The organism is Psychrobacter sp. TB15 (assembly GCF_000511655.1).
In the GTDB taxonomy this organism is placed as follows: Bacteria; Pseudomonadota; Gammaproteobacteria; order Pseudomonadales; family Moraxellaceae; genus Psychrobacter; species Psychrobacter submarinus.
The window spans coordinates 105,800-122,366 of the sequence record NZ_AYXN01000015.1 but is presented as its reverse complement, the minus strand read 5'-3'; the positions used below and the strand labels follow the sequence as shown (position 1 = coordinate 122,366).

Annotated in this window: 18 protein-coding genes and 1 tRNA gene; 8 read left to right on the top strand and 11 right to left on the bottom strand. The window is 45.2% G+C overall.

What is annotated here, in order from left to right:
• Positions 1–109: 109 nt before the first annotated feature.
• A complete protein-coding gene (locus W234_RS0103350; protein ID WP_025644727.1) occupies positions 110–1,819 on the bottom strand; it encodes a SulP family inorganic anion transporter in 1,710 nt (569 codons plus the stop codon).
• Between the two features lie 89 nt (positions 1,820–1,908).
• Positions 1,909–2,280 (bottom strand): ArsR/SmtB family transcription factor, encoded by a 372-nt coding sequence (locus W234_RS0103345; protein WP_413771570.1) that lies wholly within the window; start codon positions 2,278–2,280, stop codon positions 1,909–1,911.
• A gap of 240 nt (positions 2,281–2,520) precedes the next feature.
• Here W234_RS0103345 and W234_RS0103340 point away from each other — a divergent pair, with 240 nt between their 5' ends.
• The 3 genes from W234_RS0103340 (at position 2,521) to trxC (ending at position 4,596) form a co-directional block, all read left to right on the top strand.
• Complete coding sequence (locus tag W234_RS0103340; RefSeq protein WP_025644725.1) at positions 2,521–3,390, top strand: MBL fold metallo-hydrolase; 870 nt, start codon at positions 2,521–2,523, stop codon at positions 3,388–3,390.
• A 45-nt stretch (positions 3,391–3,435) separates the two neighbouring features.
• Positions 3,436–4,056 (top strand): class I SAM-dependent methyltransferase, encoded by a 621-nt coding sequence (locus W234_RS0103335; protein WP_025644724.1) that lies wholly within the window; start codon positions 3,436–3,438, stop codon positions 4,054–4,056.
• A gap of 102 nt (positions 4,057–4,158) precedes the next feature.
• The gene (trxC, locus tag W234_RS0103330; RefSeq protein WP_025644723.1) at positions 4,159–4,596 is read left to right on the top strand and encodes a thioredoxin TrxC; all 438 of its coding nucleotides are present in this window, start codon (positions 4,159–4,161) and stop codon (positions 4,594–4,596) included.
• A gap of 122 nt (positions 4,597–4,718) precedes the next feature.
• On the opposite strand, the gene W234_RS0103325 is transcribed toward trxC, so the two are convergent.
• The 4 genes from W234_RS0103325 to W234_RS0103310 all read right to left on the bottom strand — a co-directional run bounded on the left by W234_RS0103325 (position 4,719) and on the right by W234_RS0103310 (position 6,967).
• On the bottom strand, positions 4,719–5,120 hold the full coding sequence (locus tag W234_RS0103325; RefSeq protein WP_025644722.1) for a hypothetical protein: 402 nt from the start codon (positions 5,118–5,120) through the stop codon (positions 4,719–4,721).
• 60 nt (positions 5,121–5,180) lie between these two features.
• Complete coding sequence (locus W234_RS0103320) at positions 5,181–5,540, bottom strand: SirB2 family protein (RefSeq protein WP_025644720.1); 360 nt, start codon at positions 5,538–5,540, stop codon at positions 5,181–5,183.
• A 69-nt stretch (positions 5,541–5,609) separates the two neighbouring features.
• Entirely contained in the window at positions 5,610–5,939 is a 330-nt protein-coding gene (locus tag W234_RS0103315) for a BolA family protein (RefSeq protein ID WP_025644718.1), read from the bottom strand.
• 215 nt (positions 5,940–6,154) lie between these two features.
• Positions 6,155–6,967, bottom strand: a complete 813-nt coding sequence (locus W234_RS0103310) for a M48 family metallopeptidase (protein ID WP_025644716.1) — start codon at positions 6,965–6,967, stop codon at positions 6,155–6,157.
• Positions 6,968–7,383: 416 nt separating this feature from the next.
• Here W234_RS0103310 and W234_RS0103305 point away from each other — a divergent pair.
• Positions 7,384–7,458 (top strand) — tRNA-Gly (locus W234_RS0103305).
• Positions 7,459–7,948: 490 nt separating this feature from the next.
• Here W234_RS0103305 and W234_RS0103295 read toward each other — a convergent pair.
• From W234_RS0103295 to nadR, 3 genes are all read right to left on the bottom strand, one after another.
• Entirely contained in the window at positions 7,949–8,401 is a 453-nt protein-coding gene (locus W234_RS0103295) for a DUF962 domain-containing protein (RefSeq protein ID WP_025644714.1), read from the bottom strand.
• A gap of 132 nt (positions 8,402–8,533) precedes the next feature.
• A complete protein-coding gene (pnuC, locus tag W234_RS0103290) occupies positions 8,534–9,280 on the bottom strand; it encodes a nicotinamide riboside transporter PnuC (RefSeq protein ID WP_025644712.1) in 747 nt (248 codons plus the stop codon).
• Between the two features lie 116 nt (positions 9,281–9,396).
• Positions 9,397–10,443, bottom strand: a complete 1,047-nt coding sequence (gene nadR, locus W234_RS0103285) for a multifunctional transcriptional regulator/nicotinamide-nucleotide adenylyltransferase/ribosylnicotinamide kinase NadR (protein WP_025644710.1) — start codon at positions 10,441–10,443, stop codon at positions 9,397–9,399.
• A 386-nt stretch (positions 10,444–10,829) separates the two neighbouring features.
• On the opposite strand from nadR, the gene W234_RS0103280 reads away from it, so the two are divergent.
• The 4 genes from W234_RS0103280 (at position 10,830) to W234_RS0103265 (ending at position 15,381) form a co-directional block, all read left to right on the top strand.
• Positions 10,830–11,042, top strand: a complete 213-nt coding sequence (locus tag W234_RS0103280; protein WP_025644708.1) for a PspC domain-containing protein — start codon at positions 10,830–10,832, stop codon at positions 11,040–11,042.
• A gap of 740 nt (positions 11,043–11,782) precedes the next feature.
• Positions 11,783–12,787, top strand: a complete 1,005-nt coding sequence (gene glyQ, locus W234_RS0103275) for a glycine--tRNA ligase subunit alpha (protein WP_025644706.1) — start codon at positions 11,783–11,785, stop codon at positions 12,785–12,787.
• 9 nt (positions 12,788–12,796) lie between these two features.
• A complete protein-coding gene (gene glyS, locus W234_RS0103270) occupies positions 12,797–14,890 on the top strand; it encodes a glycine--tRNA ligase subunit beta (protein WP_025644704.1) in 2,094 nt (697 codons plus the stop codon).
• A gap of 173 nt (positions 14,891–15,063) precedes the next feature.
• On the top strand, positions 15,064–15,381 hold the full coding sequence (locus tag W234_RS0103265; RefSeq protein WP_025644701.1) for a hypothetical protein: 318 nt from the start codon (positions 15,064–15,066) through the stop codon (positions 15,379–15,381).
• Positions 15,382–15,405: 24 nt separating this feature from the next.
• On the opposite strand, the gene W234_RS14140 is transcribed toward W234_RS0103265, so the two are convergent.
• Positions 15,406–15,975 carry a cell division protein ZapA gene (locus tag W234_RS14140; RefSeq protein ID WP_025644699.1) on the bottom strand — a complete coding sequence of 190 codons (570 nt, stop codon included), beginning with the start codon at positions 15,973–15,975 and terminating at the stop codon, positions 15,406–15,408.
• 44 nt (positions 15,976–16,019) lie between these two features.
• The gene (locus W234_RS0103255) at positions 16,020–16,481 is read right to left on the bottom strand and encodes a hypothetical protein (RefSeq protein ID WP_025644697.1); all 462 of its coding nucleotides are present in this window, start codon (positions 16,479–16,481) and stop codon (positions 16,020–16,022) included.
• Positions 16,482–16,567: the final 86 nt, after the last annotated feature.

Genomic DNA, 16,567 nt, shown 5'->3' with positions numbered 1-16,567 from the left:
CCAAACGTGGTAAGTGACGTAAGTAACGGTGTATTGTCAAATAATATGCAACATAAGATATAAGACTATAATAGCAATAAAGTATCACCATTACTAAAAAACTGAATGATTACAGATCTTTTAGCGCGTTTACCGCCGCATTGGTACTCAAAAACACTTGCCCTGACAGCTCAGTAATCAGCGGCGTATGCTCAATCTTATCCATTACAGGCCCTTTGATAAAGCTAAAATGCAGATGCTTATCATCAGCGGCAAGCTCTCTATTTAAGGTAATCAGCATCTCTTGCGCGGTGAGGTCAATATGATTGACCGCTGACATAATCAGGATAATCTCACGGGCGTCGCTATAGTCCTTGGTCGCTTGCAGAATGCGGCGATGGATAGAGTCGGTATTACCAAAGAATAAACTCTCATCGATACGTATCATCAATAGATGCTCATAAGTGACGACGCTATGACGATGAATATTGCGAAAGTGTCCAGTCTCCGCCAATTGCCCAACGATAGCCACGTGCGGATGACTCGACTGCCAAATTAGGCTAGCAAAAGATACCATTAGGCCGATGACTAGACCGGTATTAAGACCAAATATCAACACCCCTGCAAAAGCGGCGATAAAGCTCGCGGCATCTAAGCGATCGCGCTGCCAAGCCGATTTTAAGGTTGCGATATCGATTAGCCCGATAATAGAGGCCATGATGATAGCGCCAAGAATCGCATAAGGCAATGGCGCCAGCACATCACCAAAAAATAGCAAAGCTGCGACCATGACGGCTACGGTGACAAAGCTTGCCAGTTGCGTCCTAGCGCCTGAGTCGGCATTGATAGCTGTGCGCGAAAAGCCGCCAGCTACTGCAAAGCTCTGAAACAGGCCACCTGCAATATTCGCCAGTCCCAAGCCGGTCAGCTCGCGATTGGCATCGAAGCGCTCATCGCGCAGTCGGGCATAGGTACTGGCCACTGAGCTACTAGAGACGAAGACAATCAGCGCCATCAGTCCTGCGGTTGGTAGCAGATTAGCCGCTTCACGCCAGTCTGGCAGATGCGGTAGCGTTAAGCTTGGCAGACCATGCGGAATGCTACCGATAGTGGCGACGTTATGTGCGGACCAGTGACCGATGACACTCAAGATAATAGCAACTATTAATAAAATAAGCGGAAACAAGCGCTCCGCCCATTTAGCCTGCCTAGCTGAGAGCCAAGAGCGCCAAAGCCACTTGCCGCCATAACGGTTGGCGACTAGTAATACAAAGGAGATGACACCTATCAATAAGGTTAGCGGGTGTAGCTGCTGCGCGAACTGCTGTATGCTTGACAAGTAGCCGATCAAGCTATTACCAGTGACTGGGATAGCGGTGAGGTATTTGAGCTGACTGACAAAGATGAGTACTGCTGCGCCGCTGATGAAGCCTGCGGAGACCCCGCGGCTAATAAACTGCATAATCCAGCCAAGCTTAAGCCTGCCTGCAATCCATAATAACGCGCCTACCATGAGGGCGAGCAGGCTTGCCATAAGCACATATTGCTCCGCCCCTTGATCACCATAAGTGCTCAAAGCGCTTGCGGTCATAATCGCAGTGATCGCCACCGGGCCGACCGCTTGTACATTGCTCGAGCCGATCCACGCGTAGACGATAACGGGCACGATAGCCGCGTACAGACCATACACAGGGGGCAGGCCGGCGAGCACCGCATAACCTAAGCTCTGCGGAATGACTAATATGCCGACTACCAGTCCGGCAATCACATCAGCAGGCAGGGTGGCAAACGAATAGTGACGCAGCCAAGCGGGTATGAGACGAGTGGCAATAGAGGCCATATCAGTACGCCATTATCCTAATACAGTGTTGCTTATACAGTGGCAAATGGGAGCGACAAAGAGCTTAGCGTTCATTCATACTCTCAAAGCTATTTGGCACAAAAGCGCTCATATAGCAGCTGCAGTACTGCCAGAGCATCGTCGCTGGCGATACGGTAGTAAATCTGCTTACCTTCGCGGCGCGTCGCCACTAGCTCGTCTTTACGCAAGATGCCAAGCTGCTGCGATAGGCTTGGTTGACCGACACCGACCAACGTCTCAAGCTCGCTTACGCAGTACTCACCTTGGGTCAACTGACATAGCAGCAATAAGCGATCGGGGTGCGATAGCGACTTGAGTAGCTTGCTGGCTTGCTGTGAAGACTGCTGCATTTGTTTGGCTAAGTCAATCGCTGCCAAATCCTGCGTGGTATCGTCCGCTGTATGGATCGATGACCTCTTATCTAAGGTAGAAGTAGTCAAGTAATCTCCTTGGGATATCACGATTATCTTATTGATATAAATTGAGCCATTATCAAAGATTGATTATCTATATTCTAACATTAATCAGCTAAGACGCTTTATAATAAACTACATTATAATAAATTACATTATATAAATTTATAAATAGTAGTATAGATGTTATATTACCGTTATAGAGCTAAGTGTTATAAAAATAATAAACAATCAGCTTTTAACGAATCATCAATAAACGAGGTAAGCATGCAAGTACATTCTTTTTTACATCAAGATACCGAAACTTATACTCATGTCTTAGCAGATAGCGCGCATCAGCTCTGCGCTATTATCGATCCGGTATTGGACTTTGATCCCAAGTCGGGGAGTACCAGCACAGATAGCATCGATGAAGTGCTTGAGTTTGTGCGCGAGCAGAACTGGCAGCTGGTCTATATTATCGAGACTCATGCGCATGCTGATCATATGTCAGCGGCCATTCATGTCAAAGATGAGCTTGGCGGCCAGTTGGTTATCGGTAAATATATCACTGAAGTACAAAAGATATTTAAGCAAGTCTATAACTTCGATACGAGCTTTCGCACCGATGCCAGCCAGTTCGATATCTTGACCGATGAGGCGACGGTTCTGACTTTAGGTGATATCGCCATTACCGTGATGCACGTACCTGGGCATACACCTGCAGATATGGCTTATGTGGCGACTGATAGTGACAAGAGTGTCGTGTTTGTCGGCGATACTATCTTTGCCCCAGACGTCGGCACGGCTCGCTGCGACTTCCCTGGCGGCGATGCCAAGACGCTGTATCACTCTATCCAGAAGCTGTTGTCGCTACCCGAGGAGACGATGATTTATCTGTGTCATGACTATCCTAGTCAAGGTCGGCAGCATTGTCCTAGTACCACTGTTGCTGCGCAAAAGCGCGGTAATATTCATGTCAAAGACGGTATCAATGAAGCGGAGTTTGTACAGATGCGCGAGCGCCGCGATGCCACCCTTGCCATGCCAAGATTAATTATCCCCTCAGTACAGGTCAATATCGATGCTGGGCAGTTGCCAAAGCCTGAGTCCAATGGTACTCGTTATCTAAAAGTGCCTATTAATGCGCTAGGCTAATCGCTAAAATGACAACTGACCCAAGCCAATTCGAGGAAGCACACCATGAATATTTATCAGCATTATGTACTCCCGAAGATGATCGATATGGCGTGCGGTACCGGACAAGTGATGAAAGCGCGCGCCAATATCGTGCCGCAAGCGACAGGAGAGGTGCTAGAGATCGGCATCGGTAGCGGTCTGAATTTAGAGTTTTATGATGCCAGCCAAGTGACCTCTATCATCGGAATCGATCCTGCTGCGCAGATGCAGGCGTTAGCTGATAAACGGGCCGCACAGATGGCTATTCCGATTGAGATCATCGCCGCGGATATCTATGAGATTGATGCAGAACACGCGCGTTTTGATACTATCGTCATGACTTTTACGCTTTGTAGCATTGATGATCCGATACCGGCGCTAACAGAGATGGCGCGGCTACTCAAACCTGAAGGTCGGCTGCTATTTTGTGAGCATGGTCTTGCACCTGATGCGAGCGTCAAGCGTTGGCAGCGCCGTCTGACGCCGCTATGGAAGCCTATGGCGGGTGGCTGTCATTTAGACCGTGATATTGCTGCACTGATTACAGCGGGCGGTTTTACTCTTGAGGAGTTAAATGAGGAATACTTACCCGGACCCAAGCCTATGAGTTATGTCTATAGCGGCTCGGCTAAGAAAAAGCTATAGAAGGAAATTTGTACAAATATTAGAATAATAATTTGAGCTAAGTTTTTTCATTTGCAAGATATAAAACTAATAAAAGAAAATTAATAAAGAAGGACTTAAATTATGAGTACTGAGAGTTTACATATCGTTTGCCCTAATTGCCAAGCGACCAATCGTCTGCCAAACGATCGCCTTAGCGCAGCGCCCAACTGTGGTAAATGCGCCAAGCCTTTACTGACAGCAAGCCCGCAGGAGCTAACTGCGCAAACGGTAAATAAAGTCATTCAAAAAAATGAAGTGTTGACAGTGGTCGACTTTTGGGCAAGTTGGTGTCAGCCGTGCTTGATGATGGCACCGCAGTTTAAAGAGGCGGCAGGGCAACTGCCGCAAGTGGTGTTTGCTAAGCTGCAAACGGACAAGTACGAGCAAGCAGCGGCGCCTTATAACATTCGCAGTCTACCGACGATGGTGGCGTTTAGAGGCGGGAAAGAAGTCGCTCGCCAGTCAGGAGCGCTGCCTAGAGATCAGATTGTGCAGTGGGTGCAAAGCTTGCAAGGATAGCGCTTAACTTAATACTCAATACATTCAAAACCACATAAAAAGCCAATACGTGGATAGCGTATTGGCTTTTTGCTAAAAGAGTCATTAATTATCTATAAGTCAAAATAGACATCAAAGAGAGCTTACTCTCCATAAATCTTAATACCATTGGCAAAGGTACAGCGTTTTATACGTGCCGTTTGAATGATAGCGTCGGCTTCACCGTATAGACGCGATAGCTTCGCATCACGCGCTTTACTATCGTTACTTCGACCCACGCCAAAGCTAATATTAGGCGAGATACCCCAGCGTCCAGCAGAGATACCGACGCCGACTCCTGATGCCGACAGGCTCGATTGCTGCTTTTGCGTCGCATTGACATAGCGCTCAACGCGATTGTACTCTTGAGCGAGCGCTTGACAGTCGTAGCTTTGATAAGTGCTTGGCGGCACATACTGCGGGGTGAGATTGCCACTGGTTGCACAGCCCGAAAGCGTAAAGATGCCAGCGGTGGCAAGTAACGCTGTTGCGGTAAAGGTTTTCATAAAAACTCCGTTGAACCAGTAGGAGGTATTTAAGATAGCAAATATAGCGAGCTTATGATATTAAAATAAGTTTGCAGGTTTCGCATACGCCAAGATGACAATCCCTATATAAGCGACGCCGGCGATAAGAATACCGACTTTACTTTGAGTTGGCGCAGCATTGATATTGAAAGATTTGGCGCTAGCACTGATTGCGGCGACTAAGAGTATAATTTTGGCAAACACCCACTGTACAGGTGCGTTCACACTCATCAATTGCATCAGCATCCAAGCCCCTGTGACTATCACTAAGGCATATAATATGTGATTGGCAATCTTAACCGGACGCGGCGCGCGGCGATTAGCGCTTAACACCAAAACGCTCTGGTAAATAAATAGCCCAATCAATATAAATACTAATAGCATGTGTAGATGTTTCATTGAATCTTATTCCTTGTAGAGTAAGCTCAGCACTAGTCAGTCTAAGCGAATCTAGCGCAGTGACAGCGCTTATTTATTTTGTCCTGCACATAGCGGGCTCTCAGGGCTTTGGGTTTGCTGTTGCCACTCAGTAGGGGTGTAAGCGTAGATCGCAAGCGCATGCACAGTACCGCCTTGCGAGGTTAGCAGTGGATCTACCAGCTGATAGACAAGCTGATGGCGCGCAACCAAACGCTTGCCTGCAAAGGCTTCACTAACTAGCGTTAGCTTGAAGTGACTCTCTTTACCGTCAAAGTAACCAGCATGATTCATTGACTCATTGACTAAGTCTAGATATTGCGGCTGTAACTCTTGCAGCTTGTCTTCAAGGGCGATAGCAGTAGGGGCGGTAGTCGTCATAACAGTCCTTCAATAGTCAACACTGTGCTGATTTGATAAAAATAGATGGAAGCATTATACCAGAGCAAAGCTGACAAGTGCTAAACGCGCTCTTTGTCAAACTATTAGGATACTGCTCTTTTATGAGACTGCTTTTTATAACAGAAACAGCAGTCACAAAAAAACAGGGCATGAATGTATCCAAGCCCTGTTGTTAAGACTGTTCGAATTAACCACTAACGGCGCGTTTTTTGATACAGTGGCATCACTTTAGGCATTAATGCCTGCATTTGTGAGATACGTGTACTGCTTGCCGGGTGAGTACTCAAAAACTGAGGTGGCTCACCTTGACTAGCGCGCTGCATTTTTTGCCATAAGGTGATAGCCGCTTGCGGGTTGTAACCAGCACGTGCCATTAGCTCAAGTCCGATTTGGTCAGCCTCAGACTCTTGGGTGCGGCTATGCGGACGGCTCAAACCAAGATCACCGGCAAGACCCGCTAGCTGCGCTTGACCTTGCGAGAGACCAAAGACACTTGCAGCAAGGCCAATACCAGTCTGCGTGGCATATTCGCGAGAAATACGTTCACGAGAATGCTCACGTAGCGCGTGTGATATCTCATGACCCATAATGGCAGCAATCTCATCATCAGTTAGGTTCAAGCGATCGATAATGCCAGAATAAAACAGGATTTTACCGCCTGGTAATACCGAAGCGTTGAGCTGCTGTGACTTAATGGTATGAACCTCCCAGTTCCACTGAGCAGCATCAGGACGATAAACACTAACTTGACCGACTAAGCGATTAGCAATTCTTTTTAGGCGTTGTAACTGTGCTGGATTGGTATCTAATACCCGCTCTTGACGCGCTTTTTGTAGCACTTGATTGTAGCTTTTGGCAGAGAGTTGTAGCACCTCTTCATCAGAGACCAGTAATAGCTGCTGACGATCGACGCCGACAGCGCCTGTATTGGTAGTGCTCGTACAGCCAACCAGTCCCAGTGTCGATAATGAAGCCGCCATCAGTGACGTAGTGAGCAATTTTTTCATAATAAACATCCTCGCTGTTAATAATTAATACTTATTAAAATAATACAAAGTTAAAGTCTCGCAAATCTAATCTAAGATATGCCATAGTATAATAAGCCTACTGTCACAAGACTAGTGCAGTAAAAGTAACATTACTACGTGCAAATGTAAGTACATCTCTGTCATAAATAATAGGTGATAGCTGGATAGAGCCTAAAGGTTATAAAAAGATCCCAGCTAAACTTAAAAGATGCGCTAATAAATAATCGCTAGATTATCAAAGAGATAACTGAATATTCGGCAGTTTAGCGGTGCCAAACGTAATTAAAACAAGCAAAATTTAAAAAAATATATTGACACCAGCAAAATAGTTGCTAAAATAGCCATCCTATCGAGACGTAGTCATTAATATTTATTAACGATACGCTTTGATTTATGCGGGATTAGCTCAGTGGTAGAGCATAACCTTGCCAAGGTTGGGGTCGAGAGTTCGAATCTCTTATCCCGCTCCAAATATGGCTACTGTCTTTTATACAAGACATAGCAAAAACCCTCACTATTATATAAATAGTGAGGGTTTTTTTTGTCTGTGTTTTGCGAATTTTTCTAAAAGAATCTGATATAAAAATAATGAGAAGCAATACTCAGAAGTGCTAAGGCTACAAAAGTCAGTCAACTTGCCATATCTACTTGAGGTTCGCACGGCATAATAAATGAGTAACTTTTAAAGCGATATCTGCAATATAAGTTTTCGATCTACAGACTTAAGATAGTCGTTAATACAAGCCTACCTAATAATAAATCCTAATTAAAATAGGAGCTTTTTATGCCAGAATTTAAAGAAAAAAGCTTTGATGAGCTGTTTGACCTGTCCGGCAAGACCGCTATCGTCACTGGCGGCGGCGTGCAGACTCTGAGTTAAATAAATAAAACTTTATCAGATCTTATATTTCACCCAGCAGCGCCATATATTTTTAAAGAGTATTGACTACAGTAGTTACTCTAAGCCGTTTGTTTATTTTTGCCGCCCATTAAGCTATTGACCACCCAAGCTGGGCCAATTAATAAGAACTGCAAATCTTCAAAAAAAGAGGGTTTTTTGCCTTCGATTTTATGACCGACAAACTGACCGATCCAAGCAACCACGAAGATACTAGCCCAGACCTTAAAACCGATAGGTAGTACTGCCATTACTGATAAGCAAATCAAGATAAAGATACCCATCGCTAAAAATAATGGCGTTGAGAGCTGCATATAAAATAGCAGCACTAAGGCACTAAGCACTAAGGTAATCCAAACCGATAGCGACATACCCATGCCTAAGATACTGACAAAAATAGTCGGCACTGCCATCCAGTGGATTTTTTTATTGATTAAGTTTTGGTGACTGACCGAATATTCGCTAAGCCACTGCTCAAGCGAGCGTTTCGATAAACGTTTTTTATTACGAGACATCCTAACCTCCTTGTTAGTCATTTGATGAATAGAATTAAAGAGCTGCGATATCTTTAGTTGTAGCATTATTTATAGTGCTCTACCACTTTATCGCGTAGACCCTCGCGTCATAACCGCTTGCTTTAACCGTTATTATGACGCTTTAGCGGCGTCTTGTTCGCTGCGATACCACTCGTAAAGCCCGACAAAAGAGTTGACTTGATAAACCATCGTTTGAATCGCAAAGATATAATTGCCTGACATCAGATTGACTGTGAGCCATACGAAGTTGGAGATAATCCACAACCACCAGTTAAACGAGTAGCGTAATATCATCGCTGCTTGGGCGGTGATAGAGAGAATAAAAGCGATGACGTTTATCCAAAAAAAGGAGATAAACCCTAAAAATAAACTACTGTCATTTTCGACGACGGCATAGCCGTAGCTGGCGAGTAGCGCGTTCACCGTGGGGAAAAGTGCTAAGCCGATGATCATAAAGGTAATGGTAATCAGCCAAACCCACTTATTGGCGGATTTGGGTATCATATCGCCGTCAGCATCGGTATTCTTTGACCAATAAAACAGACCGTAAAGGTGGGTGAAAAAGTTAAATAGTGGCGCGAGCATCAGACCAACGGAGCCGGCCGTACCTTGTACCACCACTTCACCAGCGGTCGCCGCCATACCAAAACCGTTGCCTGCGACGTTTTTGCGAAAGGATAACGACACCACGCAGATCAGACCAATAAAAGACACCGCTAAATAAAACCAGTCCAAAGTGCTGTGCTCAGTGGTGAGCCAAAACCCCGCACTCAGCGCTAAGACTCCTGAGATAAACCAGATAATGATCCATTGTAACGACCATTTGCCAGTGATATTGTCCAGTAACTGAATGCGCATAGAGTGGTTGTCCTTTAAGTCTGAGGTTAGTTATTAAATCGTTTATGAGGCTTGTTAGAGTCGTAGAGCTATAGGGTTGTGACGTTATAAATAGCGCTGCTGTTATCTCGTCTATTCTACAAAGCTTTGCCGTAGATATACTTATCGATAAATGCCACAGCCTCATGATAACGAGTATCGTAATTTGGCGCGTCGATAAGGTGCGGCTCAATGTTATGGCGAGCAAAGATGTCTAATAGCAGCTGCTCGAAGCGGCCGCGAGCTTCCGCGCTACCTAGCGAGCGCATACCGTCATCGACCCAAGGTGTATTATTATCGAGCATCACCGTATAGTCTAACCGAAACTCATTAATACAAGCGTCAACGAAAGGATGAGTACGGCCTTCATACTCTTCACAGAACGCTTGCGTAGTCACAAAGTCAGTATCAACGATAGTCACCGGCGCGGTCGCATTGATCTTAGCTTGGCGAATAGCCTCGGCATGATCAAGCGCGATAGGGCCGTAATCGCTATATTGCAGACCAAGCTCACTACCACCCAGGTCAGTCACGACATAAAGTCTACCCATCTCTAGCGCAAAGCTTGCGCCGTAGTAATTGGCAAGCTTATGTACCAAAGTGGTTTTGCCTGAGCTCTCACCGCCGACGATAGCGACAGTCTTGGTATAGTTGGCACGCGCTATTGGATGAATCGCGGCCCAATTTGCGATAGGGTGGCTTGCGATGGCATAAGAGTTAAACTCTGACTGTAGCGGTGTCGTTAAGACCGGCATGCTCAGTTGAGACTTGACCGCCTCTTGCGCGATAGGATGATTCTCTGCGACAAATAATGCGGTATCATCAGGTAGCTCTAACTCATGGGCGATATAAGTGAGTTTGGCCTGAGTTTCAGTGACATCGATAGCAACATCGCTAAAATCATCATGGATAGGTAGCGCAATCTCCTCAGAGATATGCAGATGAATAAAGGGCAAGTCCGCACAAGCCATCTGTAGCCAGCGCGCTTTGTCCTTTAAGGTAATATCAAAATCTGGATGCGGCGCCGGATGGGAAGTGATAACGATATAAAGGCTTTTGACTTGTCCTGCTGCTGCTAAGATACTGCGCATTTGTCCTAAATGTAGTGGCTGAAAATGCCCAATCATTAAACCGGAATCAATCATTATATCTCCTATCTAACTTCATCATATAAACGGCGCTGTTTGTGCGTTAAATTAATAGCATGGTATAAAGCTTTGGACGTAGATACAGGTGAGTTATTGTAAAAGTTTGAAAAATGAGTAGCGAAAGCAGGCAAGTTGTTGAAATTAATAATAATCGTCGCAAATAAGCATCTCAGTAAACTCAGCGAAAAGAACCCGTAACATGGCCTTTTTTGAAACATTTTGAAATAACTATTTAAAATCAGGCAGTTACCGCGCTTTATGACAGATTACGGCAACTTTGATTATCATAAAGTCACAAAGCACGCTTAAAGCATCAACAGATAAATAGCGAATACTTGCTATACTTATTTACAAGTTAAATCGCTCGAGAAGGAGTACAAACTTTGAGTAAGTTAGTTAAACTGCATCGTTCGCGAAACAATAAAATGATCGCAGGTGTCATGGGCGGTATCGCTCAGTATTTAGGATGGTCACCGACTTGGGTAAGAGTGTTGTTTGTTATTATCTCTTCACTTAGTGCAGCAGTCCCAGGGATTTTGATTTACATCATATTATGGATTGTTATGCCAAAAGCAACTCCTCAGTCCTATCAGTAGTTAGATGTAGTGAAAGAAGTACCCATTTTAAAGTTACTAAAGCTAAAAATATCAAATTTAAAAGTATTTGGGTTAAACAAGTACTACAGTTCTAAAAGTAATGCAGTCAAAATAAACAGTAACGCTTAAACCTATAATAATAAAAATAGAGTAGCGATAGTGTCTTATAAAAAACAAAAAGCCTGATACAACAGGATACCGGTATCACACTTTTCCTCCTGCCCAGATGCTTACGCATTTGGGTATTTTTTTGTTGTGCCGTGTATACTGATTTATGCGCTGCTGATTTATGCACTGATGTAGTGAGTTCATTGTAAAAACGATATAGCGGGATTGGGATGCTTTTGTTTAACTATTAGTTATGCAGCATCTGTCTGCATAGGCACAGCACGCCAGTAAAATTCATACCCGTTCCGCGCCTAAAAACTATCTCTCTACTTTATTTAGAATTGACTATACCTGTCATCATCGGTTGAACTTTAATACGCGACGCCTAGCCAGCGTAGATATTACATATGATGCTATAGGTAATACTATAAATATAGTTACTGTATATATGGATAAAATGGCAATTTTTTAGTAAGGTAAGCAGGTTAATAGAGGCGTAGCCGAACAAGCTAGCAAAGCTTAACTGTTTTTAGGTAAGCTCGCCCTAATCCTACTTATTTCATAGTGATTTTTTTATGACCTCCCAAGATAATATTTCTAATAATGACAACTCCCGCAAAGACTCTAAACCGATGAGTTTTCAAGATTTGATCTTGACCCTACAAAACTTTTGGGCATCCAAAGGCTGCGTGGTATTGCAGCCTTATGATATGGAAGTCGGGGCAGGGACTTTTCATACCGCGACTTTTTTGCGCTCGTTAGGCCCTGAGCGCTGGAATGCGGCTTACGTACAGCCTTCGCGCCGTCCGACCGATGGCCGCTACGGCGATAACCCTAATCGCTTGCAGCATTATTATCAGTTTCAAGTGGTGCTCAAGCCCAATCCGCCCAATATACAAGAGCTATATTTAGACTCTTTACGTGCCATCGGTATCGATCCTTTAGTGCATGATATTCGCTTTGTAGAAGACAACTGGGAGTCGCCAACGCTTGGCGCGTGGGGCCTAGGGTGGGAGATTTGGCTTAACGGTATGGAGGTCACTCAGTTCACCTACTTCCAGCAAGTCGGTGGTATCGAGTGCTTCCCAGTCACCGGTGAGATTACCTACGGTCTTGAGCGCCTAGCTATGTATGTGCAAGGCGTCGATAGCGTCTATGACTTGGTTTGGGCAGATGGCGAATTTGGCCGCGTGACTTATGGCGATGTGTTTCATCAAAACGAGGTGGAGCAGTCGACTTATAACTTCGAGCACGCTGATGTGCCGAAGATGAGTGAGTTCTTTGACTTTTATGAAGAGCAAGCGGATAAATTAGTCGATGCAGGCCTACCGTTGCCCGCTTATGAGATGGTGCTCAAAGCCTCGCATGCTTTTAACTTGCTCGATGCTCGCGGCGCGATTTCGGTCACTGAGCGTCAGCGCTTTATTTTGCGCGTGCGAACGCTGGCGCGTAAAGTAGCCTTTGGGTATGTCGAAGCAAGAGCCAAGTTAGGGTTCCCGTTAGCAGACGCGGAGCATCGTCAAGCTGCTATTGATAAATATCTGCCAAAAGAAGACGTGACAGAGTCTACTGAAGACTCCGCTGAAAATCAGCCTAGTAGTGATAATAACCGCACAAATACTGACACTAAGAAATAGGAGCATCCCATGAGTACCATTTTATTTGAACTGGGGTGTGAAGAGCTGCCGCCCAAGAGCCTAAAACCGCTACGCGATGCCCTGCAAGCTAGCGTTATCGAGCAACTAAAAGAGGCTGATATCAGTTTTAATAGTATTAAAGCCTTTGCCGCCCCGCGCCGTTTGGCGATACAAATCACTGGGATTAGTGATAAGCAGCCTGATCGTACTGAGCAAAAGCGCGGCCCAGCTATTAAGGCAGCTTTTGATGATGAGGGCAATCCCACCCGCGCGGCTATGGGCTTTGCCAAGGGCTTAGGCATAGAGACCAGTGAGCTGACGACTATCAATACTGATAAAGGCGATTATGTCGGCTATGAGCAAACCATTCACGGTCAAGCGACGACTGAGTTGTTACCTGATATCTTTCAAACGGCGCTCGATAATCTGCCGATTGCTAAGCGTATGCGCTCCGGTAGCGGCCGAGAAGAGTTTGTGCGGCCGGTGCAGTGGGTGGTGTTGATGCAAGATGATCAAGTCATCGATGCGACCATTCAAGGTCATCAAAGCGGTGCAAAAACGCGTGGTCATCGCTTTCATAGCCCAGACTACCATGAGCTCGATCATGCTGATAACTATGAGTCGCTGCTTGAGCGCTTAAAAGTGATCGCTGATTTTGATAAGCGCCGGATGATGATTAACAATCAGGTCAAAACTTTAGCTGATCAAGTCAATGCCGATGCGATTGTGCCAGCAGAGCTGTTAGACGAAGTGACAGCTTTAGTTGACTTACCGATTGCGTTAAGAGCAAGCTTTGAGCCAAGATTCTTGCAAGTACCGCAAGAGGCGCTTATCTCCACCATGCAAGCGGACCAGAAGTACTTTTGTCTGACCGACAAAGACGGTAAGTTACAGCCGTATTTTATTTTTATTACCAATATTGAGTCTAAAGACCCTAATCAAATCGTCGAAGGTAACGAGAAAGTCGTGCGCCCGCGTCTGGCCGATGCAGAGTTTTTCTTTTTGCAGGATCAAAAGCAGCCATTATTTGCGATGACTGAAAGCTTAAAGACGCGTGTGTTCCAAGATCAGCTGGGGACGATTTGGGAGAAGTCTGAGCGTATCGCTAAGCTTGCTGGATTTATCGCTGGGCTACTGCAACAGCAAGGGCAGAGTATTGATCTCGATGAGACGGTACGCGCCGCCATGCTTGCCAAAGCGGACTTGACCAGCTCCTTAGTCGGTGAATATCCAGAATTGCAGGGCATCGCCGGCACTTATTATGCGCGTCTAAATGATGAACCTGAAGCCGTCGCTGCCAGTATTGAAGAGCAGTATCTGCCTAAGTTTAGCGGTGATATTCTGCCGCAGACGCCGATCGGTATTTGCTTAGCGCTAGCCGATCGCTTAGATACCTTAGTGGGTATCTTTGCTATTGATCAAGCGCCGACAGGTTCAAAAGATCCGTTTAGCTTACGCCGTTCGGCTATTGGTATTTTGCGCATTTTAATCGAAAAGCAGTTGCCTATTAACTTAGTGGCGCTGGTGGAACAAGCGATTAAAGGCTACAGTAATGAGTCAGGCAGTAAAATTGCGAAGATGGGCGATACCTTTACCCAAGTGATGGCGTTCCTCAATTCGCGTTATCGCGCCATGTACACTGAGAAAGGCGTCAGCGTCGACACCATTCAAGCCGTACAAGCGATCAACCCGCACATGCCGCTTGATTTTGATCAGCGTATCCGCGCAGTGCAGTCTTTTAGTAAGCTACCGCAAGCGTCGATGCTAGCGGATTCTAATAAGCGCGTGGCGAATATAATCGCTAAGTCAGAAGGCGCAGTCGCTGATAGTGTCGATGAGTCGATACTAGCGGAAGCTGCTGAACAAGCACTATACGCAAAAGTGCAGCAAGCACAGCAGCAAGTTGCGCCCTTATTAGAGCAAGCGGACTATACGCAAGTACTGCAAACTTTAACCAGCTTAGATGAGCCACTCACGCAGTTCTTTGATAGCGTTATGGTCAATAGCGAAGATGCCGCGCTAAAAGCCAATCGCTTAGCACTATTAAAGCAAGTCCGCGCACTATTCTTAACAGTTGCTGATATCAGCGAGCTGCAACTCTAGAAGCTATCGTTTTACTTATAAATTGATATAAATCAAAAACTGGCTTTATTGAGCCAGTTTTTTTATGAGCGCCTGCTATGCTAAGCGCGTTACTTATCGTAAAATCTAAAGGTGACAATGTAATATGCTCTAATATATTCGGAGCCTTGTCCGCTACTCAAAGGAGCCTTGCCGTGTTTGCTGTTATTACCACTATTATAATCATCTGGATCTGTATGTGGCTGTTTTATAAAGTCATGTATCCGCGCCCGCCTAAAAGCATGATGCCAAAAGAAGGCGATGTCACCACACCGCGCACCTGCAACTTTTGTGGCCATAGTCTCGCTGAGTATCGCGGCGTGCTCGAAACGCAGCCTCATAGCGACGCGATGCTAGCTACGGATGAAGTAGTAGCGGATACAGCAACGACAAAAAACCAAGAGCTGTTTTTTTGTAATTACGAACATCAGGCCGACTTTCATGCTGGTAAAACCTATAAGGCTCACTCCTAGGCGTGTCTAGGTTTAAAAATAGGTTTAAAGAACAGACTGCGCTTCTTGCATGATTTTATTTAATAGCTGCTCGTTGTGTTTGCTTTGCTGCTGACGCTCGGCTTCTGATTTTTTATGTGCATTGATTTGCTCGTACAAGTTTAAGCAAGACAAGACTAGCAAATTCTCTTGATTCAGTTTAGGCGCGTCTTTTTTAATGTTAGTAGCAAAATCATTAATAAACTTTTCTGCCGCTCTTAGCTCTTGTTCTTCATCAGCGGGACAAAAGATAGGGTAGCTGGCGCCCGCAATCACGATATCTATTTTTTTGCTTTCCGGCTGCTTATGCTCTGGCTTTTTGTTTTGTGGCCCTGAGGCTGGCTTAGCGGATTTATTATTATTCATATCATTGCTTTTATTGGGGTCAGTGGTTTGGCTCGAGCTATTAGCATTGACCGATGGGCGCGCCGCTTGGCTTTGGGCGACTCGGCTTTGCGTGCTTGTGTCTTGGGTCTGGGCCGGCGGTGTTTTTGAGTTATTAGCCGCTGTTACAGTGCTATCCTTGCTAGTCGTTTCGAGCGCTGGTTTTTGCGAGTCAGTACGGTTATCAGTCATAAAAAATCCTACACAATAAAGGTTTGAAATTAGCGTGAGAGCGCTTAGCTATCCATTTGGTCAATACGGGTCAAGCGCTGCAGTACCACTTGAGTACGCTCAGCCGCCAGTTGGTTTTTTTGCTGTAAATCGCTATTTTGTTGCTTGATATCGTCGAGCTGCTGCTTTGCTTCTTGGTTTTGCTGCTCTAAGCGCTGATTGATCTGTTCAAGCTCATTATTTTTTTGTTGTAAATCGCTGAGCTGACTCTGCAGTTTGTCTTGCTCTTCTCCTATCATGTGATGAGCCTCAGCCAAACTTTGGTAGCGCTTATCTAAATCGCTCAGTTGTTTTTTGGCAGTGTCGCGCTCATTGGTGCTACTGCTGAGCTGAGACTTTAAGGAGGACAGCTCTTTTGGGTCAGGCTGAGGCTGTTGTTTTAGTTGACTGAGCTCACGACTGACCAGTTGATGCTGTTTTTTGATATCTAGTATCATTTTTTCTAATATTTTTAGTTGATCATACATAGTCAGTTTTTATCCTTAATGAACGTGATGATAATGAATTGGCTTTATGCGTTTAATAATGCCATAAGTGACCTCATAATATCTAT